Here is a 24,189-nt window from a genome sequence, read left to right on the forward strand (position 1 = left end):
CTCAAGCCTCGCTCAGCACGATCGCGGACATCAGCCGCCCATAGTCGTCTTCGCCGCGGTGGGTCGCACGCCGATAGGAATAGAAGCGCTCCTCGTCCGCATAGGTGCAAAGGCCAAGGTTGCCGGCTTCGCCGACGCCCGCCTTTTCAAGGCGCTCCGCTATGAAGCCCGGCAGGTCGAACATCGCGTGGCCCTCGCGCCCCGAAGGCGTGAAATGCCGTTCGCTTCCCGGCGCCTCGCGCTGGAACCTTTCCACGAATTCGGGGCCCACCTCATAGGCTGCGGCCGATATCGTCGGCCCAAGGACGGCTGAAATGCGCCCGCGCTCGGCACCGAGCTTCTCCATCGCCTCGATCGTGGCCTCCAGCACGCCGGTCAACGCACCGCGCCAGCCGGCATGAGCCGCGCCGACGACGCGGGCATGCCCATCGGCGAACAGGACCGGGCCGCAATCGGCGGTGGAAATGGCAATCGCCATGCCTGGACGATCCGTTACCAGGGCGTCGGCCTTCGGCCCGTTGCCGGGCGCCCAGGGTTCGCCGACCGTGATCACGTCCGCGGAATGATGCTGATACGGCGAAACGAGGCGGGCGGGATCGACAGCGAGCGCTTGCGCGATCCTGCGGCGGTTTTCCAGGACGCTATCGCGATCGTCCCTCGAGCCGAGACCGATGTTCAAGCTGCCGTATATGCCGTCGGACACGCCGCCCACGCGCGTGAAATAGCCGTGTTTTATTCCAGGCATTTCTTCCAGTTGCGGCGCTTTGATCATCAATGGGACTCAAGGGGTTTCGAAAAAGGACGAGCGATGGTGCAGGGCCGGCTGTCAGGTGTCAAATGGCGGGGGCGAGAGGCCCTGCTTCGTCACGGCAAGGACCTTGAAAAGCGTGCCCATGGCATCCGGCCCGGCAAGGCGCTCGACGTCCGCGCGGATACGCTCCTGCACGTGCGCCGGCTTGCCGGCGCCAAGCTGTCCGGCGCGCTCGAGCAGCCCCAGGCCGATCAGGAAATCGCCCTGCGTCATGGGCCCGCCGACCTGCGCGCCGGCGGAGCGGAAAGCGTGGCCGAGCGCCTCGAAATTCACATGGGCCGTCAGGTCCGCCTCGCCGGGCCGTACCAGTACGGGATCGAATTCATGCCGGTAGATTGCCTGCAGCGTGTCGCCGGGTGCTGAGCGAAGGTAGCCGTAGTCGATCACAAGCGCGGCGCCGCCACGGGTCGCGATCCTCTCGCCGATCGAAGTAGCGATGGCATTGGAAAGTGGTTGCGTTTCCAGCACCGCGCCGGGCGCTGCATTTCTTGCGGCGGCCGGAACGTCCGGACTTGCGAGGCTGGCCGGGCCGATGCCGAAGCAAAGTTCTCCCGCGTCGTCCAGTCCGACCATGCGTTCCCGCCAGCCGTCGCCGGTCAGAATATGCTGGTGGATCGGCAGAGCATCGAAAAACTCGTTGGCGACGAGGAAAAGCGGCGCGTTATCCGCAATCTCGCCAAGATGCGAGGCGAATTGCGGCTTCAGCGGTGCCTTGGCAAGCGTTTCGGCCTGTTTTTCGCGCAGGCGCGGGCTCGTTTCGACGAGGGTGAGATGCGCAGCTTTCATGAAGTCGCTATCGAGCCTAGCGACCCGCAGCGCGTCGGCCATCAGCGTGCCCCGTCCGGGGCCGGGTTCGACGAGGTGGAAATGCGGCGGGCTTCCCGAAAGCCGCCAGACGTGAACCAGCCACGCGCCGATCAATTCGCCGAAAAGCTGGCTGACTTCGGGAGCGGTTATGAAATCGCCCCCTGCGCCGAAAGGCTCGGCCATCATGTAATAGCCGTCTTCCGGGTCGGAGAGGCAGGCGTTCATGAAATCGGCAACCGTTATCGGCCCGTCCGCGGCGATGCGACGTTTCAGGCGCGCCGCAAGCCGGGTCTCGGGTTTTCGTCCGCTCACCGGTTGTCGCCTTCCGCCGCCGCCTCGCGGGCGGGCGGGCGGCGCAAAGCCCATATGGCGAGCGCAAGCCCGGCGACGATCATCGGGACGGACAGCAGGATGCCCATCGTCAGACCGCCCGCGAGAAAGCCGATGTGTGCGTCCGGCATGCGAAAAAGCTCTACAAAGGAGCGCGCTAGGCCGTATCCGGCCGCGAAGACGCCGGCGGTGAGGCCGGGCCGTGCCAGCCCGCCGAAGCGGTGCGTCACGAGGCGAACGACAAGAAACAGGACGATGCCTTCAAGGGCTGCTTCGTAAAGCTGGCTCGGGTGGCGCGGCTCGGGGCCCGCACCCGGAAATACCATCGCCCAGGGCACATCGCTTGCCCGGCCCCAGAGCTCGCCGTTTATGAAATTGGCGATCCGCCCGAAGAAAAGGCCGATGGGCGCCGTCGCACCCGCAAGGTCGAAAAGTGTCAGGACCGACAAGCCGCGCCGCCACGAAAAAAGCACCATCGCGGCAACCACGCCGAGGAAGCCGCCGTGGAAGGACATGCCGCCGGACCATATGGCGAGGATTTCCGCGGGGTTGGAGAGGAAATAGGCGAGATTGTAAAAAAGCACGTAGCCGATCCGCCCGCCGAGGATGATGCCGAGCGTGGCCCAAATGACGAAATCGTCTATATCGAGAGGGGAGGGATGGGGCGTGCGCGCCCAAAGCCTCTCATTGGCGACGAGCCGGCGCATGTAGCGCCAGCCGAGCAGGATGCCGGCGATATAGGCAAGCGCGTACCAGCGCACGGCGAGCGGGCCGACTTCGATCAGCACCGGGTCGATGGCTGGAAACGGCAGGACGAAAAGCGGCATCTTTCGGCTGTCTCGATCAGGTGGCGATGATGGCCTGGCGGCAAGGGCGGCTTGCGCGCGACGTTGACGTTTTTTTTGCGCTTGCGTCAAGGTCACAGGCATCGGGGGCTTGCGGACGCGGGCAGGGGCGCTTACTGCATCGTCGGATGGCCTTGAACCCAAGTGATCCGCGCACGAAATATGGTGCAAAGGGCGGATTGCGGTCCGAAGAAATGCGGGCCGGCGCGAAGGAGACGATAAATGACGACTGGACCGAACCGCATTCTCGACGACTTCGCCAAGCTGATGACCGATGCCGCAGGGGTTGCGCAAGGTGCGCGCCGCGAAGTTGAAACGGCCTTTCGCTCACAGGCCGAACGGTTCCTCGCCGATATGGATCTGGTGAAGCGCGAGGATTACGAAGTCGTGAAGGAAATGGCGGCAAAGGCGCTCGACCAGGTCGAGGCGCTGGAAGAGCGCGTCGCACGGCTGGAAGATCAACTCGCCAAAAAGCCGGGGAAAAAATCGGGAGCCGGCGAAGCCCAGTAAAGGGCATTTGCCGGAATTCGCCTTTTCGGTCATCCATTTAGGCTTTTCACGGTCGCCGATTTGCCGCCACTTAACCGCCGCAATGGCGCGATAGAGCGGGAAATCGCATGCCTTCGCTTGCGTCAGCGAAGGCAAACGATCCACAAGTTTCAATACTGTTAAGCAAAAGTGAACTTATTGGAAACGGACTTGCGGATATATATTGAATCTATAGCAGGATTCGCATTGCGTCGTCCTTTCGGTCAATGATGGCGGCCAGTGACGGATTTCATCAGGACGATGGCTTTTCCGGGCGATGGGCCTCGTTTCTGCGGACCGAAGCGAGAGGGTCGGCAAGCCTTGCGGTGGCCGGGTCTCTCAAAACGAGAGGAACGATCATGAGCCTCATCGACGTCGAGTACGAACGGCCCGGAAATCCCGTCGACACGATCGAAAACATAGCGGCTATCAACGACTGGTCGTTCGAGCGTTCGGGCGAGGATGAAATCACCATTTCGATCGCCGGCTACTGGTGCGACTACCATGTGTCCTTCTCCTGGATGGAGGACCTGGAGGCGCTGCACCTGGCCTGTGCCTTCGACCTCAAGGTTCCCGAGCCGCGCAAGACCGAGATCATGCGCCTGCTCGCGCTCGTCAACGAGCAGCTGTGGATGGGCCACTTCGACCTGTGGAACCGCGAAGGGGTCGTGATCTTCCGCCAGTCGCTGCTCCTGGCAGGCGGCGCTGATCCCACGTCCGCGCAGATCGAAGGCCTGCTTGCCAATGCGCTCGAGGCTTGCGAACGCTATTACCAGGCGTTCCAGTTCGTCGTCTGGGCCGGCAAGTCCGCATCCGAGGCCGTGGATACCGCCCTGTTCGAGACCGCGGGCGAAGCATGACCTATTCCCCCCATCGCCCGTTGGCGCTTGTCGGCGCCGGCAAGATGGGCGGCGCGATGCTGGCGGGATGGATCGAAAAGGGCGTCAATCCGAAATCCGTATTCGTCGTCGATCCGTCGCCGGCGCCCGAAATCGCCGACCTCATGAGCCGGGAAGGCATCGCCGGCGGAGAGGCGATGCCTACCGACATGCGCCCGGCAATTCTCATGCTTGCGGTCAAGCCGCAGATGATGGACGCCATCCTGCCGAACCTCGTTCCCAATACGGCTGCGGACACGCTGGTCCTTTCGGTTGCGGCAGGCACCACCATCGAGCGCTTTTCCTCTGCCTTCGGTGACGTTCCGATCGTGCGCGTCATGCCCAATACGCCCGCCCAGGTGGGGCGCGGCATGAATGTCGCCTGCGCCAATGCAAGGGTGAGCGAGGACCAGAAAGGCGACGTCACCAACTTGTTGAGCGCCATCGGCAAGGTTGCCTGGATCGATGACGAGGCGCAGATGGATGCCGTGACAGCCGTCAGCGGATCCGGCCCGGCCTACGTCTTCTATCTGACCGAGGCACTCGCTCAGGCAGGGGTGCATGCGGGATTGCCGGAAGACCTTGCGAAGACGATTGCCCGGCAGACGGTCGTCGGCGCGGGCGAATTGATGCATCAGTCCGACCTGGAAGCCTCCACCTTGCGCGAGAACGTTACCTCGCCCAACGGTACGACCGCCGCCGCACTTGCCGTCCTGATGGCCGATGACGGCCTTCAGCCGCTGATGGACAGGGCGGTCGAGGCAGCGGCGAAACGCTCGAAAGAACTGGCGGGCTAGGTCACTTTCGTGACAAGAAATCGCTCCAGAATCAAAATCTTGAGCATATCCTTGCCGCAAAATCCGATCCAGATTTCGCGGGATATGCTCTAGGCCGTAGCGACAATTGGGCTTCGGACCCCCGGGTCTTGCCTCTGACAAACCGAAGGACAGGTTCCGCGTGTTTCGGGCCTCGGGTCTGAACAGGCGAAGAGACCGTCGTGGCAATCGCCATCAAGGGGTAGATCCGCTTCAAAACCCCGCTCAATCCGATCTGCTATGTTTTTTGGATGAGATGGTATACAGGGTCACGTTAAGTCAATCAGCATGCCGTTCCGCATGATCGAAGCAATTTCCCAATCCGACGAGGAAACCCCGCTCTTTGCCACGCCTTTCGGTGTCTGGGCGATTGTAGCCGGCTGGGGATTGGCACATCTTCTTCTGCGTGCTTTGTCGACCCCGGTTCTGGGTACGGACGACATGTTCGAAAACGTGCTCGTCCAGACGCTGGAGCCAGGTTACATGCTCCGCCAACCGCCGCTATACGAGTGGTTGCTCTGGACCGTTCAGCAAGTTTTCGGGCCGACGATCTGGAGTTTCCTGTTCCTGAAATACGGGCTGATCTCGCTTGCGGCGCTGTTTCTGTTTCTGCTGGCCCGCAGGGCGATCCCTGATCCACGCATCGCCGCGCTTTGCGTCTTCGCCTACTCGCTGTTCTATCAGTTCGGCTGGAACCTGCATGAAGGCGTTACCCACACGGTGGTGCTGACCACGGCCTGCGCGGCGAGCGCATATCTTTGGGTCTGCGCGCTGGAAGGTCGCACACTTGGCCGTTATGTTGTTTTGGGCGTCGCCTTTGGCGCTGGAATGCTTGCCAAACACTCGTATCCGCTGTTTGGCTTTGCCTTGATCCTGGCTGCGTTGAGCGACGGTATGTGGCGGGTCAAAATCCGCATTGCCGGACTGGCCCTGGCCGTTATTGCGGCAGGACCGACCTATTCCCCCTATCTCTATTGGATCCTGAGCGAAGGGCCGACGTTCCTCGCCAATGCTTCCCAGACCATGGGCATTGCCGGCGAGACTTCCCATCTGCTGCGCGCCGGTGAAGGGCTCGGCAAGCTGGCATTCGGGCTTCTTGGGTTCTCGGTACCGCTTCTTCCGGTTCTTCTGCTCGTGTTCTGGCGCCGTTACCTTGGCCTCAAGACGCCCGGGAAAGGTGCGCTCAACGACGTCGCACGGCTGTGCGGCCGCACCGTGCTGGTCATGATCATTCTGACCGCGCTCCTGATCGCCGTGGCCGGAGCCACCTACGTCAAGGAGCGGCATATGCATCCGCTCCTCATTCTGCTGCCGATTTATCTCTTCGCCGATCTTTCCCGTTATTCATGGAAAGCGAACTGGCGTTATTTCGGCGCGGCCGTCAAAGCGCTGGTCGTGGTGGTGTTTTTTGCCCGGATCCCCGGCCTGATGGCGCCGGACAATTTCTGGTGTGGCGGCAAATGCCGGCACATGAAGTCCTATGCGGATCTTAAAGCGCCGCTGGCGGAACTCGGCGCCGGGAACGCGACACTGATCGCAAACGATGACTACACCGGCGGCAATCTCAAGGTACTGTTTCCAGGTGCCAGGGTCGTGACGGACGGCATTTCCGTCCCCACGCCCGCGCGGGACAAATGCTTTTACGTCTGGGAAGAGGGGACGAAGAAGCCCGGCCTGCCGGCTGTGGAAAGGTTCGTGGCTTTGGGCGGGCACGCGCCGTCCGGCCTCAAGCCGCTCTCGGCGCGGTACATGACCGGTGCCTGGCCGCATATCTGGAAAAATGCCGGCTGGCGCACCACCTGGTGGGGTGTCGCCGAATTGCCCCCAGAAAGCCCGGCGTGTCAGCGAAGTTCTCAACAGGTCTTGTTGCGCGGGTAGTTTCCAGCCGACCGTGAGGCGGCATGTCGCACGGCATGCTCTCGCATGTCGCGATTTTCGCACTATCTTGTAAAGACTGAGAGAATTTCGGCGGGAGGCCTCCATGGCGACGCAGAAGACGCGTCAGAAGATCGTACGCAATTTCCTTCAGATCCTCGGCGACGAGGGCTGGAACGAGGCGACGCCTGCCGCGGTTGCGGTGCGATCCGGTGTGTCGCTGGCGGTCATGCGTGCGGAGTATCCCACCCGTCTGTCGCTTCTCGAAGGCGCCATGGCGCAAATCGACCAGACGGTTCTGGAGAACATCGACGAGGACATGGGCGAGGAAGCGCCGCGCGACCGCCTGTTCGATGTCCTGATGAGCCGCCTTGATGCGATGACCCCCTACAAGCCCGCGATCCGTGCGCTGAAGGCGGCCGTTTCCCGCGATCCCATGCTCGCGTTCGAGGTCAACGGGGTTGCCTCCGTTTCCATGCGCTGGATGCTGACGGCGGCGGGAATGGAGGGCAGGGGCTGGCGTGGACGGATCATGGTGCAGGGCCTTGTCGTCGCCTTCGCACGGCTTCTCGACACCTGGCTTGAGGACGACGATCCGGGCCTCGCCCGCACCATGGCGAAGCTCGACCGCGAGCTTGAAAAGGGCGGCGAGTGGATGGCGCGCCTCGACCGGGCGGCAGGCTTCGTTCGCCCCTTCGCCGAACGGGCGGAGAATCGGCGCAAGAAGCGGCGCGAGGCAAGGCGGGAAGACCATGAGGCCGACGAAATGGACGAAGGCGAAGGGATATGATGCCCGGATCGGGCGTTACCGGGCGTTATCGGGCTTGATCGCTGTGCGTGAATCCCGTTTGCTGCGCTCAAGATTGGTTAAAGCAAGGAAACACCGTGGCATCCGATCAGATTTCTTTCGACGACTTTCTGAAGGTCGACGTTCGGGCCGGCACGATCATCGAGGCCGCCCCTTTTCCCGAAGCGCGCAAACCGGCCATCAAGCTGATGATCGATTTCGGCGGGGACATCGGCGTCAGGAAATCCTCCGCCCAAATCACCAAGCACTACGACCCTGCGGAACTGGTCGGAATGCAGGTAATGGCGGTCGTCAATTTTCCGCCGCGCCAGATCGGCCCGATGATGTCGGAGGTGCTCACGCTCGGCGTGCCGGATGAAGACGGCGAGGTCGTGCTGATCACGCCGGACAAGCCCGTGCCGAATGGCGGGCGGCTCTACTGAGCGGCGAATACCGGCATGCAGGCGAGCCGGGAAATCCACCGACTATCACGGAAACTTTACAAATTCTGAGAAATTCGAGAGCGGCATTGGAAATGCCGTCCAACGTCCGGCGACGTCGGAAATCTTAAACGTTTTCAAAGTACTCGATGGTTGGAAGCTTGGCGGAAGGCCGCTTCCTGGGCGGCTGACCGCCGAAAATGGGACCGACCATGGGGTATTCATCCGCGATGGACGCGCAGAGCTGGACGGAAATCTCCGACTACATCGAATTTCTGGAGTTTTCCGCGGAAGATACGGAAAACGCGCGCGAGGCCTGGTCGATATTGCAGCCCCGGCTGCATTCGATCCTGGAAGAATTCTACTCGACCCCGATGATTTCCCGTGCAACGCGACGCTTTCCAGCCGTCGACATCGCGCGGTTGACCCGAAAACAGTACGAATATTGGGAAAAGCTGTTCGCAGGTTCGCTTGACGAGATCTATGCCGCTCACGCCCGCGATATCGGCGCGAAGCACCGCGCCTATGGCGTGACCATGACCGATTACATCATGGCCTACGGCTGGTTCATGAACGCGTTCGAGCATACCTTGGCGAAGTGCGAGCGCGATGGGATCGCGGTCAAGCGCATGATGTCTTCGGTGCGCCGGCTCGTTTTCTTCGATCTGAGCATCGCCGCATCGACCTATCACGTTGTCTATGTGGATTGAGAGCGGAAGCGCTCCGGGCGCGTCCCGATCGGGGTGAGGAAGTCCCGAAACCTTTTTCGATCTCGCGCGTTTATTCATGTAGCATTTCGATCGAGGGACAGGCGCACCGAAACCTTTTCATGGATATGTCCGGACAGACGATCGGGGGGTTAAGCTTTCGCGAGCCCCCATATCTGAAGAACCACGAAGGCGGTTTGCGCCGTGTCGGCGTGGAGATCGAGTTCGGCTCGGTGTCCGCGCGCGAGGCGGCGCTTCAGGTTCGAGCGCTGTTCGGCGGCGAAATCGAGACGGAAGACGAGCACCGCCTGCATATCCGGGGCACCGAACTCGGAGATTTCCTGTCGGAACTGGACTCTCAATACGTTCATCGTTCAGGCCCAGCCAAATTGCCGGCGCTGGAGGATCTCCAGACCAGGCTGCGCAAGATCCTGGGCGACATCAGTTCTCTCGTCGTGCCTTGCGAGATCGTCTGCCCGCCGGTGGAAATCGATCATCTTCCACGTCTGCAGGACCTTGTCGATGCGCTGGGCGGGGCTGGTGCGCGCGGCACTTCGGACAATCTTTTCTATGCCTTCGGCTTCCAGCTCAATCCTGAAATCGCGAGCCGGGAAACAGGTTACATCACCGCGGTTCTGAAGGCCTACCTGCTGATGTCGGATTGGCTCAGGGCCATCATCCGCCTGGATATCACGCGTCAGATCATCGCCTTCGCCGACCCGTTTCCGAAGGATTACGCAGCACTTGTCGTCGATCCTGATTACTGGCCGGACATCGAGCGGCTGATCGACGATTATCTGAGCTATAACGACACGAGGAACCGCGAGCTTGACCTTCTGCCGCTGTTTTCCTGGCTCGATCCTGAAAGGGTGCGTGAGCGGGTCCGCGATATCCGCGTAAAGGCCCGCCCGGCTTTCCACTACCGGCTGCCTGACGCCAACATCGGGCAGAGCGACTGGAGCCTGAGGCTTGAGTGGAACCGCTGGTGCGTCGTGGAGCGCCTTGCCGCCGACCGCGAGCGGCTTGACGCCATGGGGCAGGCGTATATCGCCAACAACAATCGCATTATCGGCGAGAACTGGGCCATTCGCTCGACCGAGTGGCTTTTGACATGAAGCGTCGTCCTCTGGTGGGCGTCACGACTTCGCTCGGTGGCGGCCGCTACATGTGGTGGTTCTATTGGCTGTCGCTGCGGCTCTTCGGCGTGCGCACGGTGAGGCTTACGGCACCCGGCGGCGCTGGCGTGCTGAAGCGGCTCGACGGGCTCGTTGTCGGCGGTGGCGACGATATCTCCGCGGAAATCTATCGGGGCGAGGCCGCGCTCGACATTCGCATCGATCCGGCGCGCGACCGGTTGGAGCTTCTGGCGCTCGAGGAAGCGTCGAAGCGCGACATTCCGGTGCTCGGCGTGTGCCGGGGCGCGCAGATGCTCAATGTCTTTGAGGGCGGCACGCTCCACCAGGATATCTATCGGGCCTATGAAGGAGTTCCGGCCATGTGGTCGCCCCTGCCGCGCAAGATGGTGACGGTGGAGGAGGGGTCGAAGCTGTCGGGCATCATGAAGAGCAGGCGATTCCGCGCCAATTCGCTGCATCGCCAGTCGATCGACAAGCTGGGCGGCGGCCTGAGTATTTGCGCGCACGACCGCTACGGCATCGTGCAGGCGGTGGAAGACCGCACCGCGCGCTTTCGCATTGGCGTGCAATGGCATCCGGAGTTCATGATCTACAGGCGTGCGCAGCGCAGGCTCTTTCAGGCATTCGCCCGCGCAGTCCGCGAGCGAATGGAACAAAGGTAGAGGCGTCTCGAACTATCCTTTCGGTCCGACAAGGGCGAAGAAACCGCCTTGTGGATCGAGGCCGTGGACAATCCAGCTGCCGCCCGGAACTTCCATGGGCCCGTTGACGATCCGGCCGCCGGCACCGGTGATGCGCTCCACGGCGGTATCTATGCCATCGACGTTGAAATAATAATTCCACGCCGGCGCTGGCATATCTGCGGGCTTAGTCATGATCCCGCCTATGCCCCTGCCGTCCGCCTCGAAGAGTTGGTAGACGCCCATGGGGCCCATGTCCATGGCCTCACCCTTCGTCCAGCCGAAGAGGCTTGCGTAGAAATCGAATGCGGATGCGCCGTCGCCGGCCATAAGCTCATGCCAGCCCACATGTCCCGGCGTCCCCGGCTCCACATTTGCGGCGGGCGGTTCGCCTTCGCCCTTGAAGAGGCAGAATTTTGCGCCATGCGGATCGGCGACGACGGCGAAGCGCCCCACGTCGGGAATATCCGAGGGCGCACGGTGAACGCTACCGCCCTTGGCCTCGATCCTTTCGGCATAAGCGTCGACATCATCGACGGCGATATAGCCGAGCCAGAACGGCGGCGCGCCAGTTTCTCTCACTTCCTCGGGCTGCTTCATCAAACCCGCCACCGGCGTCTCTCCCGCTTTCAGGATTGTGTATTCCATGCCGGTGGCCGCGGTCATACCGGAGTCTTCGGCCGTCCAGCCGACGACCCTGGAATAGAACCCGGCGGCGGCATCCGCGTCCGTCGTCATGAGTTCGTACCAGACGAAACTTCCGCTCTTCATAGACATTGCGAACTCTCCTTTGCGTCCTGTCCGGCAGTTGTTCGCGGGAATTGCGGACAGCATATTCCATTAAAACGGAGCCATTTTGACGACGATGATTTGCCTTTACGCCGGAATTCGGACCTTGGCGCGCAGGCCCCCCATGGGACTTTCGCCGAGCTGGATGTCGCCGCCGTGCCCGCGCGCAATGTCGAGCGCGATCGCAAGCCCGAGGCCGGTGCCGCCCGTCTCTCTCGCGCGCGATTCCTCCAGGCGGTAGAACGGACGGAAGACGGTTTCGCGCTTTTCCGCCGGAATGCCGGGGCCGTCGTCGTCGATGGTGATCGTCAGCCAGCGTTCGTCGTGCTTGGCCTTAAGGCGGATGGTGTCTGCGTATCGCGCGGCGTTCGAAACGAGGTTGGTCAGGCAGCGCTTGAAGGCGATGGGCTTGACCATGATGTCGGGCGAACCCGTGATCTTCGACGAAACGCTGGCACCGGCGATTTCCGCCTCCGCTTCGAGGTCCTCGAACATAAGCGCAAGGTCGGTCGGTTTCGCCTCCTCGTCGCCGTCGCCGCGGGCGAAGGCTAGATAGTCCTCCAGCATGTGATGCATCTCGTCGACATCGCTCTTGAGGTCCGTGACCTCCGGCCGGTCACCGAGAAGGGCAAGCTGCAGGCGAAAGCGCGTGAGCACGGTGCGCAGGTCGTGGCTGACGCCGGCCAGCATCGTCGTGCGCTGTTCGATCTGCCTTTCGATGCGCTTGCGCATTTCGATGAAGGCTTGTGCCGCCCTTCGCACCTCCAGAGCTCCACGCGGCCGGAAATCGCCGATCGGCCGTCCCTTTCCGAAGCTCTCCGCCGCGTTCGCAAGCCGCTCTATCGGCCGGATCTGGTTTCGCAGGAATATCAGGGCGACCACCATCAGGACGAAGGAAGTGGAAATCATCCATACGATGAAGATATGCGAGTTCGAGGCGTACGTCTGGCTGCGCCGGGCGATGACGCGAAGGACGTGGTCGGGAAGCTGGATGCGCATTTCGACGTAGCTTGAGCGGCCGACGGTGTCGATCCAGAAGGGGCGGCGGATCTGCCGGCGGATTTCGTCGGAAAGGACCCTGTCCACGAAATCGAAGAAAGGCTTGGGCCGTGGCGGGGGAAGGGGCTCGGGCGGAAGGACGGATATGGAAAGTCCAAGCTTGCTGTTGGCGATATCCGTCACAATCGAGAAGTCGGCATCCTGAGGGTAGCGCTCGATGATTTCGACGAGCGTCGCCACCTCGCGGATCACCGCTTCTGAAAGGCGGCGGGTGACGAGGTCGTAGTGCCGCTCCATGAAGACGAAGGCGAGCACCGACTGCAGGATAAGGAACGGCAGGACGACAATGAGGATCGCCCGCGTGAAGAGGCCTTTCGGCATGACCCGCCGCAGGCGCCGGGCCACATGCCCGTAAGGCGTGGCGACGACGGCGCGTGCACGGCGGAAGCCCTCGTTCCGCCACACAGCGGCAGCACGCTCCTTGATGCCGGCCGGGAAAGCGGGAAGCCTTGTGCTCTTCAATCGCATATCAGCCGGTAGCCGATGCCGCGCACCGTTTGCAGGTAGACCGGATTGCTCGGGTCGTCTTCGATCTTTCGCCTGAGCCGGTTGATCTGCACGTCGACCGTGCGTTCGGCGAGGCCGCTGTCGTCGCCGACGATGTCGTTGCGCGCGATCGTGTCGCCCGGTTTTTCGGCGAAAAGCGTGAGGATCTGCTTTTCGCGATCGGTCAGGCGAACCGTCGCGCTGCCGCGTTTCAGGTCGCCGCGCGCACTGTCGAACACGAAGGGACCGAAGCGGATTTCCGGCGGAGGGCCGGCCGTCGTCGTATCCCGCCTTCTCAGGATCGCGCCTATGCGCAACAAAAGCTCGCGCGGCTCGAACGGCTTGGAAAGGTAGTCGTCGGCTCCCACCTCCAGTCCCTCTATCCTGTCGGACGTCTCGGACCGCGCGGTGAGCATCAGGATCGGGATGTCGGAACCTTCGCGCATCGACTTCGCCAGCTCAAGCCCGCTTTCGCCCGGCATCATGATGTCGAGGATCAGCATGTCGAAGGCAAGGCCCTCCAGACGCCGGCGCGCTTCGGCGGCCGTGCCGGCGGTCGTCACCCGGTAGGCGTTTTCGCTCAGGAAGCGGCTCAGGAGGTCGCGCAGGCGCTTGTCGTCGTCGACGACCAGAAGGTGGGCGGCATTGTCGTCAAGGGTCGTCACACTCGTCATCCTTCTTGTTATTGCCCGTGCCCGGTCAGCCCTTGTCGCGCTCGATCAGGCGGACGACGTCGCGCCGTTGGTCTGGATCGATCATTTCGTAGAGGAATCGTCGGGCGATTTCTTGACCGTCGTCCGGAAGGCCGGCAAGCGCGCGCGATATCCTTTTCGTCTGCAGGTCGGTCAGCCGCATCGCGAGCGCGGCCCCTTTTTCCGTGGCATAAAGCAGCCTCTCGCGCCGGTCGACCGGGCCCGGTTCCTGGACGATGAAATCCTCGTCGACAAGCTGCTTCAGAACGCGCCCGAGGCTTTGCTTGGTGATCTTGAGGATCGCCAGCAGATCCGTCACCCGAAGCCCCGGATTCCGGTTGACGAAGTGCAGGACGCGGTGGTGCGCCCGCCCGAAGCCGTATTCCGCCAGCACCTCGTCCGGGTCGGACGTGAAATCGCGGTAGGCGAAGAAGAGAAGCTCGATCAGGTCATAGGGCGGTTCGCCCGTGCCTTGCACGGTGCGTGGCGGATCCACGTTTCTGTCCCGCCCGCCTTTTTCAGTCGATGTCTTGAAATTTATGTCAGCCATATTGACATATTTCGTGCCGATTGTTACTGGTGAGAGGCCTTTGGAGAAAGGAATGAACCGTTTGCCTTAATTTTGGGCAATGTTCGGACCATTTTTGCTCCCAAAGGCTGTTGATGAGTATCTGTGCCCGTTGGGGCACTTGGCCTAAGATATCGACAGATTGGCCCCGGCGCAAAAGCGCAAATGGGGGAAAACATACAGTCCGTGCAAATACTTCGCCGGGTGACAGGCGGGGCGGGCTGACAAGGCGGGTTTTTGAGGGCTCGGGCGATAATGCGGACGGGCCGAGTGGAGTAACGAAAATGGCTGGCATCGCATTCGATCAGCGTGACGGGGAGATCTGGTACAACGGCGTCTTCGTTCCCTGGAAGGACGCCAAGCTGCATGTGCTGACCCATGGTCTGCATTATGCCAGCTGCGTTTTCGAGGGCGAGCGCGCCTATGGCGGCGAGGTATTCAAGCTCGAGGAACATACCGAGCGCCTGCACACGTCGGCCAATGTCCTCGGCTTCGAGCTGCCCTATTCCAGTGAAGAGATCAACGCGGCGACGCGCGAGCTTCTTGCCCGCCAGAACCTTGTGGATGCCTACGTTCGCCCCGTCGCCTGGCGCGGCAGCGAGATGATGGGTGTTTCAGCCCAGCACAACCGCATCAACGTGGCGATCGCCGCCTGGGAATGGCCGAGCTACTTCAAGCCGGAAGAGCGGCTGAAGGGCATTCGCCTCGATATGGCCGAATACCGCCGGCCGGACCCGATGACGGCGCCTTACAAGTCGAAAGCCGCGGGCCTCTACATGATCTGCACGCTGTCGAAGCATGCCGCCGAACGCAAGGGCTATGCCGATGCGCTTATGCTGGATTGGCGCGGCCAGGTGGCGGAGGCGACGGGCGCCAATGTCTTCTTTATCAAGGACGGGAAGATCCACACGCCGACGCCGGATTGCTTCCTGGACGGCATCACGCGGCGCACGGTGATCGATCTGGCGCGCGCGCGCGGGTTCGAGGTGATCGAGCGCGTGATCATGCCGGAGGAGATGGAAGGCTTCGAGCAGTGCTTCCTGACCGGTACGGCCGCCGAGGTGACGCCGGTGTCCGAGATCGGGCCGTACAATTTCCAGGTTGGCGAAATCACGAAGGTGCTGATGGAAGACTATCACGCCTCTGTCCAGCCGGTCGCCGATATCAAGGCTGCCGCCGCCGGCTGAGCGTTTCGTGCTCTCAAGTCGAAAAGCCGCCCTTCGTCGAGGGGCGGCTTTTTTGTTTGCGAGGGCAATAGTCAGGCCGGTTCGCGTTCCGCTGGCTGGAACATCCGTCCGCCCTCGGTCAGGCTGACGACCACGATCGCGAGGAGGCCGAAGCCTGCATAGCCGAGCGCGGTCGGCACAACCGTTCCGTCGTAGAGCTGGCCTATGAAGAAGCCCAGGATCGCCCCGCCAAGCGTGGTGACGAAGCCGAGCACCGAGGATCCGGTGCCCGCGATCCGCCCGAGCGGCTCCATGGCGAGCGCGTTGAAATTGGGCCCGACGAAGCCGAAAAGGAACATGGTCGCGCCGAGGATCACGAGAAAGAGGGGCAGGCTTTCGAAGCCGAGAAGCGCAAGGCCCGCTTGCAGGAAACCGAGCGCCGTGAACCCGACGAGCGCTGCGTGCGAAAGCGGGCGCATGCCATACCGCTCCACCAGCCGGGAATTCAGGAAAGAGGCCGCCGAAATGCAAAGCGCGACGGCGGCGAAGACGGCCGGAAACCAGACGCCGAGATCGAATATTCCGACGAAGATCTGCTGCGCGGAGGCGATGAAGCCCAAAAGCGCCCCGAAGACGAGAGCCGTGGCGGTCATGTAGCCGATCGTGATTCGGGTCGTCACCGTCGTGCGATAGGCACCAAGGACCGAGGAGATTTCGAGAGTTCCCCGGTACCGCGGATGAAGCGTTTCGGGCAGGCGGATCGCGCACCATGCGAACATTGCGACGCCGCCGACGGTCAGCATCAGGAATATCGCCCGCCAGGGTGCGACAATCAAAATGACCTGGCCGACCGATGGAGCGATCACCGGAACGGCCATGAAAATCATCATGGCAAGCGACATGACCCGCCCCATCTGACGCCCGTCATAGCAGTCGCGCACGATTGAAAGGGCCACGACGCGCGGCGCCGCGCAGCCGATGCCCTGAAGAAGCCTCGCAAGAAGCAGATGGTCGAACGTGTCGGCAACCACCGAAAGGACGCTGGCCGCAGCGTAGAGCCCCAGGCCGCCGAGCAGGATGATGCGCCGCCCGAAGCGGTCCGAAAGCGGACCGTAAAAAAGCTGCGCCGCGCCGAAGCCGACTAGATAGGCGATCAGCACCTTCTGGCGGTCGTTTTCCTGCGCGACGCCGAGTGCGTCGCCGATGTTGGGAAGCGCCGGCAGCATCGCGTCGATCGCGAGCGCGTTCAGCGCCATCAACGCGGCGATCATCGCCACGAATTCGGCAAAGGACATGCCGGGATGCGGCGCGGCCTTGACGGCCTCGTCCTGGGTCAGCGTATGCATGAAGCACCTTGGAAGCACGGAGGGCGGAAAGGAGACCCGCCGTTGAATGCGAAAGTGGTTCGAGAACGAACCATAAGGCAGTCTTACGAATTGCACATTCTTTCATTGCCGGTGCGCCGTCAAGGCGGTGACCGCGCATAGCGGATATGCTTTTACGTGGCGTCGTTGGTGATTTCAGCCGTCGGACCAGCGCGCGGCATCGTCATCGTCGGCCGTCTTGGCCTCCACCCAGCCGCCGGAGCCGGAATCCGCCATGTGTTCTTTTTTCCAGAAAGGGGCACGGGTCTTCAGAAAATCCATCATGAAATCCGCCGCTTCGAATGCGGCGCGCCGGTGGCGCGAGGCGGCGACGACAAGGACGATGTTGGCGCCCGGAGCGATTTTACCGTGGCGGTGGATTACGGTCAGTCCCGTCAGAGGCCAGCGCTCCGCCCCTTCGCGCGCGATCCGGCCGATCTCGTCTTCCGCCATGCCGGGATAATGCTCCAGTTCGAGCGCGGAAAGACGTCCGTCCTCGTCTCGGCAAAGGCCAGTGAACGTGACGACGGCGCCGATGTCGCGCCGGCCTTCGCAAAGCCGCGCGACCTCCGCTGTGACGTCGAAATCCTCCGCCTGCACGCGTACGAGGGGAATGATCCGTTCGCCCGACTGCGCCTTCGTGTCCATGGCCACCCCGTCAGCCGCCGGTCATGGGCGGGAAGAAGGCGATCTCGCTCGCCCGGCCGATGGGTTCGTCGTGTTCCACATGCGTCTGGTCGATGGCGACGCGGATCACCTCGGGTTCGGCGAATGCGGCGGCATAGCCTTCGTCGCGTTCGCTGAGCCAGCCGATCAGGTCGGACACGGTCGCGACGTTGCCGGGCACCTCGATCGTCTCTTCCTCAAGGCCGATGCGCTCGCGCACCCAGGCGAAATAGCGAACCTTCATAGGTCGTAATCCCAATTGCTCGCGGGCTAGTCGGCCATCAGGTGGCCGATGCCGGCGCGGAAATAGTCGTAGCCAGTATATAGCGTCAAGGTTGCGGCGATCCACAGCGAGATCAGGCCGATCAGAACGGTGCCCGGCAGGACTGCTTCTCCGGCGGGTCCCGCGATCAGCAGGGCGAGCGCGGCGAGCTGAACGGCCGTTTTCCATTTGGCAAGCCGGGTGACGGGAACGCTTACCCTGAGTTCGGCCAGGAATTCGCGCAGGCCCGAGACCAGGATTTCCCGGCACAGGATGATGATTGCCGCGATCATCGACCATCCGCCGATGGTTCCGTCTCCGGCCATCATCAAAAGGCTGACAGCGACGAGGAGCTTGTCGGCGATCGGGTCGAGCATCTGGCCGAGGCGCGATTGCTGCTGCCATGCGCGGGCGAGATATCCGTCGAGAAAGTCCGTCAGGGCGGCGATGACGAAGATCGCAAGCGCGGTCCAGCGCGCGCCGTGTCCCGGGAAATAGAAGCAGAACGCCAGCGCGGGCACCGCCAGGATGCGCCCGTAGGTCAGGAGATTGGGCAAGCTCCATGCGATCGATCGCTGCGTCGGGCGAATGGGTGTCTCAGACAAGGCGCGGCCAGTACTCGTCGTGCGTGGACAGGCTTCGATACCGACTTGAAGCACGGTCCGCGTTGCGTCGTCAATGTGCGAGCGCGGCTTGTTGGCGTCCGGACCGGGAGAACGTCGCAAACCGGACCTTTTTCCGTCGCTTTGCTCTTGCGATTGTGATCCGCGTTGAACAGAAAATGGATGTCCGTGATGGAGGAAGCGAAATTGGAGCGTTTGAACGACCTCGGCCAGCCGATCGGCTTTGCCGTGCCGGGTTGGAAGCCCGTCGGACGTCCCCCGTCGACGCCAATGCCCGGGCGTGTTTGCGATGTCGTGCGGCTCGGCGAGAATCATGCGCAGGATTTGTTCGAGGCTTTCTCTGCGGACCGTGAAAACCGGATCTGGACGTATCTTCCCTATGGGCCGTTCGACAGTGCGGCTTCCCTGGGGAACTGGCTGGAGGCGACATGCCTTGGCGAGGACCCGTTGTTTCATGCCGTCATCGACAAGGAAACGGGCAGGGCGCTGGGTGTGGCCAGCTATCTCAGGATCGAACCGGCGACGGGCGTGATCGAGGTCGGCCATATCAATTTTTCGCCCGCTCTTCAGAAAACCGTGATGGCAAGCGAGGCGATGTTCCTGATGATGGCCCGCGTTTTCGACGAACTCGGCTACCGGCGTTACGAGTGGAAATGCGATGCGCTCAACGCGCCGTCGATGGCGGCGGCACGACGGCTCGGCTTCGTTTACGAGGGAACCTTCCGTCAGGCCACGCTCTACAAGGGGCGCAACCGTGATACCGCGTGGTTTTCCGTCACCGACCGGGAGTGGCCGGGGCTGAAGGCCGCGTTCGAGGCGTGGCTCGCGCCGGACAACTTCGACGACGACGGTCGTCAGCGGCGATCGCTCGCGGAAATTCGAACGAAAAGCTGACGCACGATCTTCCTCGCAAACGCGGTCACTTCGAAAACAGGCGCATGCCCTGTTCGTCGATGATTTGCCGGCCTTTGCGAAGCGTCATTTCCACGGCTTCGTCGGCGGATGCGCATTTGTCCGCGCGGATGAAGGTTTCCTCGCGCAATTCGCCGTCGATTTCCCTGGAGATGACGCCGACGACCTGCCATTGACCGTCCGCCTGGCGTGGGGTCGGGCGGATGGTGAACCCCTTGTGCTCGACGCTGATGCCGCTGCCGGGGCCAGCATCGCTGCCGCTGGCGCCGCCGCTGCCGCCGAAAAGGCCTGAAATAATCTTCCCAAGTCCCATGATGGTGCTCGTTCTTCGTTATATCCCACCATCACTATGGAGCAGACGCCGCCGGGTGCAACCTCACAAACCCGGCAGCGGCGGCGCGGGGTGCGTCGTCAGTCCCGCTTCGGGCCGTAGGGTCCGAGCGCCTCGACCAGCTCGCCGACCTGGGATTCGTAGCGTTTCCAGCGGTTGACCGACGATTTGTAGATCGGTCGGCGCACCTGGTCGATACTGAAGGTCGTGACCTGCCGGTCGCCCTTGTAGAATTCAAGGCAGGCATCGTCCCAGGGCAGGCCTGTGTGGTCGATCAGCGCGCGGCTTTCGCGCTCCTGGTCCTCCACCATCGCTTCGTAGGACTGCTGGCGGATGTTGACGGGCAGCACCTCGGCCCAGTGGTCCATCAACTCGCGGTACATGCAGAAGTACTCTCCGAGGTCCTTCTGGCTGATCGCGTAGTTGTGGCCGTCGCGCAGCGGCGTGGTGTAGATCGAGATGCAGTTGTCGATCGGGTTGCGGTTGAGGTGGATGAAGCTTGCGTTCGGGAAAAGCAGCGCCATCATCCAAAGGTTCTCGAAGTTGTGCGGCATCTTGTCGACGACGCGCGACGCCTTCCCGCCGATGCTTTCGAGCAATGAAAGATAGCCCTTGCCGGCCCGGCGGAACGCTTTCGGATCCATTTTGAGAACGTTCTTGAAGAAGTCCGGCGTGACTTTCGCCTCGCCGCGCAGTTTCACCATTTCGGAGTGGAAATAGGTGAGCTCCCCGGCGCCGACGGCTTTGGGGTGGCGGCCGATGATCTGCTCGGTCAGCGTGGTTCCGGAGCGCGGCATGCCGAAGACGAACACCGGTTTTGCGCTCTCGAAGCCGACTTCCCTGCGCGCCTCGAAAAATTCCTTGTTGAAGAATTCCTTGTAGGCGTCGATCTGCCAGCGCCGGCGCTTGCCGTTATAGGGCGAATAGAGGAACTTTCGCCCTGCCTCGAAGTGACGGAAGGCGTCGTCCATCTGGTCCAGGTCGTCGTAGATCTTGGCCGCGCCGTAGTGGAGGTTGGCGCGCTGGTTGCGCTTGTATTCCTTTTCCTCGTCGGAAAGCACTTCCTCGATCGTATCGAGGTGCTCCGGCTTTTCCTTGTGCTTTGCGGCGATGGCCTCCTGATAAAGGACATTCGGATTTTTCGGAGCGATTTCCTTCGCTTTATTCAGGTATTCGGCTGCCTTTTCCTTATCGCCGAGAGACTTCTCGAGCAGGAAGAGGGCCAGATAGGCACCGGAAAACTCCGGCTCCAGCTTCAACGCCTTGTGGTATGCTTGGCGAGCAAGCACCGGTCGCTGCAGTTTTGCATAGACGTCGCCAAGCGCCTTGTAGCTGTTGCCGATATTGGGATCGAGCTTGACCGCTTTCCTCGCCGCCTCCAGCGCTTCCTCGTACTCTCCCGCGCGGATGAGGATTTGCGCGAGTTCCTCGAAAACGATCGACTTCTTCCTGGCGACTTCGGCGGCCCGACGCAGGTGAGCGAGGCTCATTTCAACTTCGTCGGCATCGTCGTAGACGAGCCCGAGCGAAAAGTTGATCCGCGCGTTCATGGGGTCGCGGTCGTGAAGGTCGAGGAGGATGGGCTCCGCCTCCTTGTAACGCCTTTGTTCGATGAGATCCAAGGCACGGTCGAATGCCGCAGGATTCATGGCGGTCTACCTCAGCAGTTTTCTCCCCGGCGGGGGCATCCAAAAAATCGATCCTAACGAAATACGGAGATCGTCGCTCTGAAGCAAGCCGAATGCCGCAACTCGATGGCGGCATTAGGGCAAGATGGGAAGATGATCGCAAACCCACTACTCGTGAAAATGGTCGTAGATCAGTTTCGCGACCGTTTCCGATATTCCCGGAACCGTGGTCAGATCTTCTATGCCGGCCTTGGAAACCGCCTTTGCGGTGCCGAAGTGCCTCAGGAGCGCGCGCTTGCGGGTCGGGCCGATGCCGGCGATCTCATCGAGCGGGCTCCTGGCGATGTCCTTCTTGCGCCTTGCGCGATGGGTGCCGATGGCGAAGCGATGCGCCTCGTCGCGCAGGCGCTGGACGAAATAGAGCACCGGATCGCGCTCCGGCAGCATGAAAGAGTCCCTGCCGGGGACGAAGAATTTCTCGCGGCCCGCATCGCGGTCCGGCCCCTTGGCGATGCCGACCAGGGGTACGTCGTCGATGCCCAGTTCCTGCAGGATCTCGCGCACGGCGTTCAACTGGCCGAGGCCGCCGTCGATGAAAACGAGGTCGGGCCATGCCGGCATCGCTTCATTGCCGGCGTCTTCGGTCGTGGCGTCTTCGCTCGCGCCGTCGGGTGCAGGCGCGGTTGCGTTGGTTTTTGCGTCTTCCGGTTCGGGTTTGTTGCGTTCCTCGCCATGCTCCTTCAAAAGGCGCGAGAAGCGGCGGGTCATGACTTCGCGCATCATGCCGTAGTCGTCGCCCGGCGTCAGTTCCTCCGACTTGATGTTGAACTTGCGGTACTGCGCCTTGGCGAAGCCCTCGCGCCCGGCCACGATCATGCAGCCGACCGCGTTGGTGCCCATGATGTGCGAATTGTCATAGACCTCGATGCGGCGCGGCGGCGCCTTAAGGTCGAACACCTCGCCCACTCCCTTGAGAAGCCGTGCCTGGGACGACGTTTCGGCAAGCCTGCGCCCCAGGGCTTCGCGCGCGTTTTTCGCCGCATAATCCGCCAGCTCCTTTTTCTCGCCGCGTTTCGGCACGGCGACCTCCACCCGGTGGCCGGAACGTTCGCTCAGCGCGAGCGACAGGAGTTCGCGCTCCTCCACGTCGTGCGACAGGAGTACGAGGCGCGGGCAGGGCTTGTCGTCGTAAAACTGCGTCAGGAAGCTTTGCAGCACCTCGCGCTCGTCCAAGGATTTGTCGGCCTTGGGAAAATGCGCGTGGTTGCCCCAGTTCTGGCCGGTACGGAAGAAAAACACCTGGATGCAGCTTTGCCCGCCTTCCTGGTGGATGGCGAAAACGTCGGCCTCCTCCACCGACTGGGGGTTGATGCCCTGGTGCGACTGGACGTGCGAAAGGGCCGCGAGGCGGTCGCGATAGACGGCTGCCTGTTCGTAGTCGAGGTTTTCCGCCGCCCGCTCCATCTGCCGGGCAAGCTCGGTCTTGATCAGCTGGCTCTTGCCGGACAGGAACGATTTCGCCTCCGCCACCAGCCCGGCATAGTCGTCGAGCGAAATTTCCCCGGTGCAGGGGGCGGCGCAGCGCTTGATCTGGTGCAGGAGACAGGGCCGCGTGCGGTTCGCGTAGAAGCTGTCGGTGCAATTGCGGATCAGGAACGCTTTTTGAAGCGCGTTGATCGTCCGGTTGACCGCGCCGGCCGACGCGAAGGGACCGAAATAGCCGCCCTTGCGCCGGCGTGCGCCGCGGTGCTTGACCAGCGCAGGCGCCTCGTGATCCCCGGTAACGAGGATGTAGGGAAACGACTTGTCGTCGCGCAAGAGCACGTTGAAACGGGGCCTGAGCCGCTTGATCAGGTTCGCTTCCAGCAGCAGCGCTTCCGTTTCGGTGTTCGTCGTGACGAATTCCATGGAAGCGGTCGCCAGAATCATGCGCATGATCCGGTTCGGCTGGCCTTGCAGGCGGGTGTAGCTCGTCACGCGTTTTTTCAGCGAGCGCGCCTTGCCGACGTAGAGAACCTCGCCGTCCCGGTCGAGCATGCGGTAGACGCCCGGCCCCATCGGCAGGTGCTTGACGAAATGGGCGATGACCTCGGCGCCGGAAAGCTCGCTCTCGCGCGGGGCGGGCGCGGCCTCGAAGTGAACCGGGCCGATAGGCGAGTCACCGGTTTCTTCAGCCGCTTCGGGCCTGTCGGCGGCAGATGTTGGCGTGCTGCTCATTCCCGGATGCCTACGACGTCCGGCGTCTCCCATGCAAGATGCTGCCCGCCGTCAAGCGCGATCATCTGTCCCGTTATCGACGGCGTTCGCCAAAGATAGAGGATCGTGTTCGCGAATTCGACAAGTTCCGGGCCGCGCCCGAGCGGGACGGCCTCCTGCTGGCGGCGGAAGTCTTCCGCGCTTTGGCGTTCGCTCGCCAGCGTCGGGCCGGGGCCGATCGCATTGACGCGGATGCGCGGCGCAAGGCCTTGCGCCAGCATTCGGGTTGCCGACCACAGTGCCGACTTGGAAAGCGTGTAGGAAAGGAACTTCGGCGTCGGCCGCCACACTTTCTGGTCGATGATGTTGACGATCAGGCCGCTCGCTTCATCGGGCAGCTGCTCGGCGAACGCCTGCGACAGGAACAGGGGCGCGCGGGTGTGGATCGCGAAATGCCGGTCGAAGCGTTCGATGTCCAGGGTTTCGATCTCGTCGGGCTCGAAAATGGAGGCGTTGTTCACCAGCACCGACAAGGGGCCGATTTCGCGCGCGGCTCTATCGACGATCCGGGAAAGGCCCTGGGCGCTGGAAAGGTCGCCGGTGATGACGGCCGCGCGCCCGCCGGTGGAGCGGATGAAGGTCGCGGTCTCTTCGGCCTCGGCGACGGACGTGTTGGCATGCAGCACGACACCGAAGCCTGCCGTCGCGAGATCGGTCGCGAGCGCCGCTCCGATACGCCGCGCGGCGCCGGTTACCAGAACGTTCGATGAAGTTTCGCTGAGTCTTTCGAGCATCTGTTCAGGTCCCG

Annotated in this window: 26 protein-coding genes; 11 read left to right on the forward strand and 15 right to left on the reverse strand. The window is 62.4% G+C overall.

Going from position 1 to position 24,189, the window contains the following annotated elements; translation table 11 throughout:
• Position 1: 1 nt before the first annotated feature.
• The 3 genes from pgeF to lgt are packed head-to-tail and all read right to left on the reverse strand — an operon-like array spanning position 2 to position 2,775.
• Positions 2-775 (reverse strand): peptidoglycan editing factor PgeF, encoded by a 774-nt coding sequence (gene pgeF / locus GR183_RS00420; protein WP_208999709.1) that lies wholly within the window; start codon positions 773-775, stop codon positions 2-4.
• A gap of 51 nt (positions 776-826) precedes the next feature.
• Positions 827-1,930 (reverse strand): class I SAM-dependent methyltransferase, encoded by a 1,104-nt coding sequence (locus GR183_RS00425; RefSeq protein ID WP_312846753.1) that lies wholly within the window; start codon positions 1,928-1,930, stop codon positions 827-829.
• A complete protein-coding gene (lgt, locus tag GR183_RS00430) occupies positions 1,927-2,775 on the reverse strand; it encodes a prolipoprotein diacylglyceryl transferase (protein ID WP_160773618.1) in 849 nt (282 codons plus the stop codon). Before lgt ends, GR183_RS00425 begins: the two co-directional genes overlap by 4 nt.
• 240 nt (positions 2,776-3,015) lie before the next feature.
• Between lgt and GR183_RS00435 the strand changes: the two genes are divergently transcribed.
• The 9 genes from GR183_RS00435 to GR183_RS00475 all read left to right on the forward strand — a co-directional run bounded on the left by GR183_RS00435 (position 3,016) and on the right by GR183_RS00475 (position 10,621).
• Positions 3,016-3,303 carry an accessory factor UbiK family protein gene (locus GR183_RS00435; protein ID WP_160773619.1) on the forward strand — a complete coding sequence of 96 codons (288 nt, stop codon included), beginning with the start codon at positions 3,016-3,018 and terminating at the stop codon, positions 3,301-3,303.
• A 377-nt stretch (positions 3,304-3,680) separates the two neighbouring features.
• Positions 3,681-4,181 carry a type III secretion system chaperone family protein gene (locus GR183_RS00440; protein WP_160773620.1) on the forward strand — a complete coding sequence of 167 codons (501 nt, stop codon included), beginning with the start codon at positions 3,681-3,683 and terminating at the stop codon, positions 4,179-4,181.
• Positions 4,178-4,996, forward strand: a complete 819-nt coding sequence (gene proC, locus GR183_RS00445; protein ID WP_160773621.1) for a pyrroline-5-carboxylate reductase — start codon at positions 4,178-4,180, stop codon at positions 4,994-4,996. The genes GR183_RS00440 and proC overlap by 4 nt, the downstream gene beginning before the upstream one ends.
• A 318-nt stretch (positions 4,997-5,314) precedes the next feature.
• Positions 5,315-6,892 carry a glycosyltransferase family 39 protein gene (locus GR183_RS00450; protein ID WP_160773622.1) on the forward strand — a complete coding sequence of 526 codons (1,578 nt, stop codon included), beginning with the start codon at positions 5,315-5,317 and terminating at the stop codon, positions 6,890-6,892.
• A 103-nt stretch (positions 6,893-6,995) separates the two neighbouring features.
• The gene (locus tag GR183_RS00455) at positions 6,996-7,679 is read left to right on the forward strand and encodes a TetR/AcrR family transcriptional regulator (RefSeq protein WP_160773623.1); all 684 of its coding nucleotides are present in this window, start codon (positions 6,996-6,998) and stop codon (positions 7,677-7,679) included.
• A 95-nt stretch (positions 7,680-7,774) separates the two neighbouring features.
• Positions 7,775-8,119: a tRNA-binding protein gene (locus tag GR183_RS00460; RefSeq protein WP_160773624.1), complete on the forward strand. Its 345-nt coding sequence runs from the start codon at positions 7,775-7,777 to the stop codon at positions 8,117-8,119.
• 209 nt (positions 8,120-8,328) lie between these two features.
• Positions 8,329-8,826: a protoglobin domain-containing protein gene (locus GR183_RS00465; RefSeq protein WP_208999710.1), complete on the forward strand. Its 498-nt coding sequence runs from the start codon at positions 8,329-8,331 to the stop codon at positions 8,824-8,826.
• Positions 8,827-8,945: 119 nt separating this feature from the next.
• Positions 8,946-9,938, forward strand: coding sequence for an amidoligase family protein (locus GR183_RS00470; RefSeq protein ID WP_160773626.1), 993 nt, complete (start codon positions 8,946-8,948; stop codon positions 9,936-9,938).
• A complete protein-coding gene (locus GR183_RS00475; protein WP_160773627.1) occupies positions 9,935-10,621 on the forward strand; it encodes a gamma-glutamyl-gamma-aminobutyrate hydrolase family protein in 687 nt (228 codons plus the stop codon). The genes GR183_RS00470 and GR183_RS00475 overlap by 4 nt, the downstream gene beginning before the upstream one ends.
• Before the next feature lie 12 nt (positions 10,622-10,633).
• On the opposite strand, the gene GR183_RS00480 is transcribed toward GR183_RS00475, so the two are convergent.
• From GR183_RS00480 to GR183_RS00495, 4 genes are all read right to left on the reverse strand, one after another.
• Positions 10,634-11,416: a VOC family protein gene (locus GR183_RS00480; protein ID WP_160773628.1), complete on the reverse strand. Its 783-nt coding sequence runs from the start codon at positions 11,414-11,416 to the stop codon at positions 10,634-10,636.
• A gap of 99 nt (positions 11,417-11,515) precedes the next feature.
• Entirely contained in the window at positions 11,516-12,808 is a 1,293-nt protein-coding gene (locus GR183_RS00485) for an ATP-binding protein (RefSeq protein WP_208999736.1), read from the reverse strand.
• A gap of 137 nt (positions 12,809-12,945) precedes the next feature.
• On the reverse strand, positions 12,946-13,647 hold the full coding sequence (locus tag GR183_RS00490; protein WP_160773630.1) for a response regulator: 702 nt from the start codon (positions 13,645-13,647) through the stop codon (positions 12,946-12,948).
• A 25-nt stretch (positions 13,648-13,672) separates the two neighbouring features.
• On the reverse strand, positions 13,673-14,215 hold the full coding sequence (locus tag GR183_RS00495; protein WP_160773631.1) for a MarR family winged helix-turn-helix transcriptional regulator: 543 nt from the start codon (positions 14,213-14,215) through the stop codon (positions 13,673-13,675).
• Between the two features lie 302 nt (positions 14,216-14,517).
• Here GR183_RS00495 and GR183_RS00500 point away from each other — a divergent pair, with 302 nt between their 5' ends.
• Positions 14,518-15,420, forward strand: coding sequence for a branched-chain amino acid aminotransferase (locus GR183_RS00500; RefSeq protein WP_160773632.1), 903 nt, complete (start codon positions 14,518-14,520; stop codon positions 15,418-15,420).
• Between the two features lie 71 nt (positions 15,421-15,491).
• On the opposite strand, the gene GR183_RS00505 is transcribed toward GR183_RS00500, so the two are convergent.
• The 4 genes from GR183_RS00505 to pgsA form a co-directional block, all read right to left on the reverse strand.
• Positions 15,492-16,745: a multidrug effflux MFS transporter gene (locus tag GR183_RS00505; protein WP_202395781.1), complete on the reverse strand. Its 1,254-nt coding sequence runs from the start codon at positions 16,743-16,745 to the stop codon at positions 15,492-15,494.
• A 174-nt stretch (positions 16,746-16,919) separates the two neighbouring features.
• A complete protein-coding gene (locus GR183_RS00510) occupies positions 16,920-17,411 on the reverse strand; it encodes a molybdenum cofactor biosynthesis protein MoaE (RefSeq protein ID WP_160773633.1) in 492 nt (163 codons plus the stop codon).
• A gap of 10 nt (positions 17,412-17,421) precedes the next feature.
• Entirely contained in the window at positions 17,422-17,673 is a 252-nt protein-coding gene (gene moaD / locus GR183_RS00515) for a molybdopterin converting factor subunit 1 (protein WP_160773634.1), read from the reverse strand.
• A 26-nt stretch (positions 17,674-17,699) separates the two neighbouring features.
• Entirely contained in the window at positions 17,700-18,296 is a 597-nt protein-coding gene (gene pgsA, locus GR183_RS00520) for a CDP-diacylglycerol--glycerol-3-phosphate 3-phosphatidyltransferase (RefSeq protein WP_160773635.1), read from the reverse strand.
• 189 nt (positions 18,297-18,485) lie between these two features.
• Between pgsA and GR183_RS00525 the strand changes: the two genes are divergently transcribed.
• Entirely contained in the window at positions 18,486-19,208 is a 723-nt protein-coding gene (locus GR183_RS00525) for a GNAT family N-acetyltransferase (protein WP_160773636.1), read from the forward strand.
• A 25-nt stretch (positions 19,209-19,233) separates the two neighbouring features.
• Here GR183_RS00525 and GR183_RS00530 read toward each other — a convergent pair whose 3' ends face one another.
• From GR183_RS00530 to GR183_RS00545, 4 genes are all read right to left on the reverse strand, one after another.
• Positions 19,234-19,539, reverse strand: a complete 306-nt coding sequence (locus tag GR183_RS00530) for an HlyU family transcriptional regulator (protein ID WP_160773637.1) — start codon at positions 19,537-19,539, stop codon at positions 19,234-19,236.
• Between the two features lie 98 nt (positions 19,540-19,637).
• The gene (locus GR183_RS00535) at positions 19,638-21,206 is read right to left on the reverse strand and encodes a tetratricopeptide repeat-containing sulfotransferase family protein (RefSeq protein WP_160773638.1); all 1,569 of its coding nucleotides are present in this window, start codon (positions 21,204-21,206) and stop codon (positions 19,638-19,640) included.
• A gap of 147 nt (positions 21,207-21,353) precedes the next feature.
• On the reverse strand, positions 21,354-23,435 hold the full coding sequence (gene uvrC / locus GR183_RS00540) for an excinuclease ABC subunit UvrC (protein WP_376765740.1): 2,082 nt from the start codon (positions 23,433-23,435) through the stop codon (positions 21,354-21,356).
• On the reverse strand, positions 23,399-24,175 hold the full coding sequence (locus tag GR183_RS00545; RefSeq protein ID WP_160773640.1) for an SDR family oxidoreductase: 777 nt from the start codon (positions 24,173-24,175) through the stop codon (positions 23,399-23,401). Before GR183_RS00545 ends, uvrC begins: the two co-directional genes overlap by 37 nt.
• Between the last annotated feature and the right edge of the window lie 14 nt (positions 24,176-24,189).

Origin of the sequence: Stappia sediminis (assembly GCF_009826895.1) — a bacterium.
Classification (GTDB): Bacteria; Pseudomonadota; Alphaproteobacteria; order Rhizobiales; family Stappiaceae; genus Hongsoonwoonella; species Hongsoonwoonella sediminis.

What these genes read in the sequence shown, in the direction of transcription:
- lgt (WP_160773618.1), bottom strand. Translation starts at nt 2,775, where the DNA reads ATGCCGCTTTTCGTCCTGCCGTTTCCAGCCATCGACCCGGTGCTGATC.
- GR183_RS00435 (WP_160773619.1), top strand. Translation starts at nt 3,016, where the DNA reads ATGACGACTGGACCGAACCGCATTCTCGACGACTTCGCCAAGCTGATG.
- GR183_RS00440 (WP_160773620.1), top strand. Translation starts at nt 3,681, where the DNA reads ATGAGCCTCATCGACGTCGAGTACGAACGGCCCGGAAATCCCGTCGAC.
- proC (WP_160773621.1), top strand. Translation starts at nt 4,178, where the DNA reads ATGACCTATTCCCCCCATCGCCCGTTGGCGCTTGTCGGCGCCGGCAAG.
- GR183_RS00450 (WP_160773622.1), top strand. Translation starts at nt 5,315, where the DNA reads ATGATCGAAGCAATTTCCCAATCCGACGAGGAAACCCCGCTCTTTGCC.
- GR183_RS00455 (WP_160773623.1), top strand. Translation starts at nt 6,996, where the DNA reads ATGGCGACGCAGAAGACGCGTCAGAAGATCGTACGCAATTTCCTTCAG.
- GR183_RS00465 (WP_208999710.1), top strand. Translation starts at nt 8,329, where the DNA reads ATGGGGTATTCATCCGCGATGGACGCGCAGAGCTGGACGGAAATCTCC.
- GR183_RS00470 (WP_160773626.1), top strand. Translation starts at nt 8,946, where the DNA reads ATGGATATGTCCGGACAGACGATCGGGGGGTTAAGCTTTCGCGAGCCC.
- GR183_RS00475 (WP_160773627.1), top strand. Translation starts at nt 9,935, where the DNA reads ATGAAGCGTCGTCCTCTGGTGGGCGTCACGACTTCGCTCGGTGGCGGC.
- GR183_RS00480 (WP_160773628.1), bottom strand. Translation starts at nt 11,416, where the DNA reads ATGTCTATGAAGAGCGGAAGTTTCGTCTGGTACGAACTCATGACGACG.
- GR183_RS00485 (WP_208999736.1), bottom strand. Translation starts at nt 12,808, where the DNA reads ATGCCGAAAGGCCTCTTCACGCGGGCGATCCTCATTGTCGTCCTGCCG.
- GR183_RS00490 (WP_160773630.1), bottom strand. Translation starts at nt 13,647, where the DNA reads ATGACGAGTGTGACGACCCTTGACGACAATGCCGCCCACCTTCTGGTC.
- GR183_RS00495 (WP_160773631.1), bottom strand. Translation starts at nt 14,215, where the DNA reads ATGGCTGACATAAATTTCAAGACATCGACTGAAAAAGGCGGGCGGGAC.
- GR183_RS00500 (WP_160773632.1), top strand. Translation starts at nt 14,518, where the DNA reads ATGGCTGGCATCGCATTCGATCAGCGTGACGGGGAGATCTGGTACAAC.
- GR183_RS00505 (WP_202395781.1), bottom strand. Translation starts at nt 16,745, where the DNA reads ATGCATACGCTGACCCAGGACGAGGCCGTCAAGGCCGCGCCGCATCCC.
- GR183_RS00510 (WP_160773633.1), bottom strand. Translation starts at nt 17,411, where the DNA reads ATGGACACGAAGGCGCAGTCGGGCGAACGGATCATTCCCCTCGTACGC.
- moaD (WP_160773634.1), bottom strand. Translation starts at nt 17,673, where the DNA reads ATGAAGGTTCGCTATTTCGCCTGGGTGCGCGAGCGCATCGGCCTTGAG.
- GR183_RS00525 (WP_160773636.1), top strand. Translation starts at nt 18,486, where the DNA reads ATGGAGGAAGCGAAATTGGAGCGTTTGAACGACCTCGGCCAGCCGATC.
- GR183_RS00530 (WP_160773637.1), bottom strand. Translation starts at nt 19,539, where the DNA reads ATGGGACTTGGGAAGATTATTTCAGGCCTTTTCGGCGGCAGCGGCGGC.
- GR183_RS00535 (WP_160773638.1), bottom strand. Translation starts at nt 21,206, where the DNA reads ATGAATCCTGCGGCATTCGACCGTGCCTTGGATCTCATCGAACAAAGG.
- uvrC (WP_376765740.1), bottom strand. Translation starts at nt 23,435, where the DNA reads ATGGGAGACGCCGGACGTCGTAGGCATCCGGGAATGAGCAGCACGCCA.
- GR183_RS00545 (WP_160773640.1), bottom strand. Translation starts at nt 24,175, where the DNA reads ATGCTCGAAAGACTCAGCGAAACTTCATCGAACGTTCTGGTAACCGGC.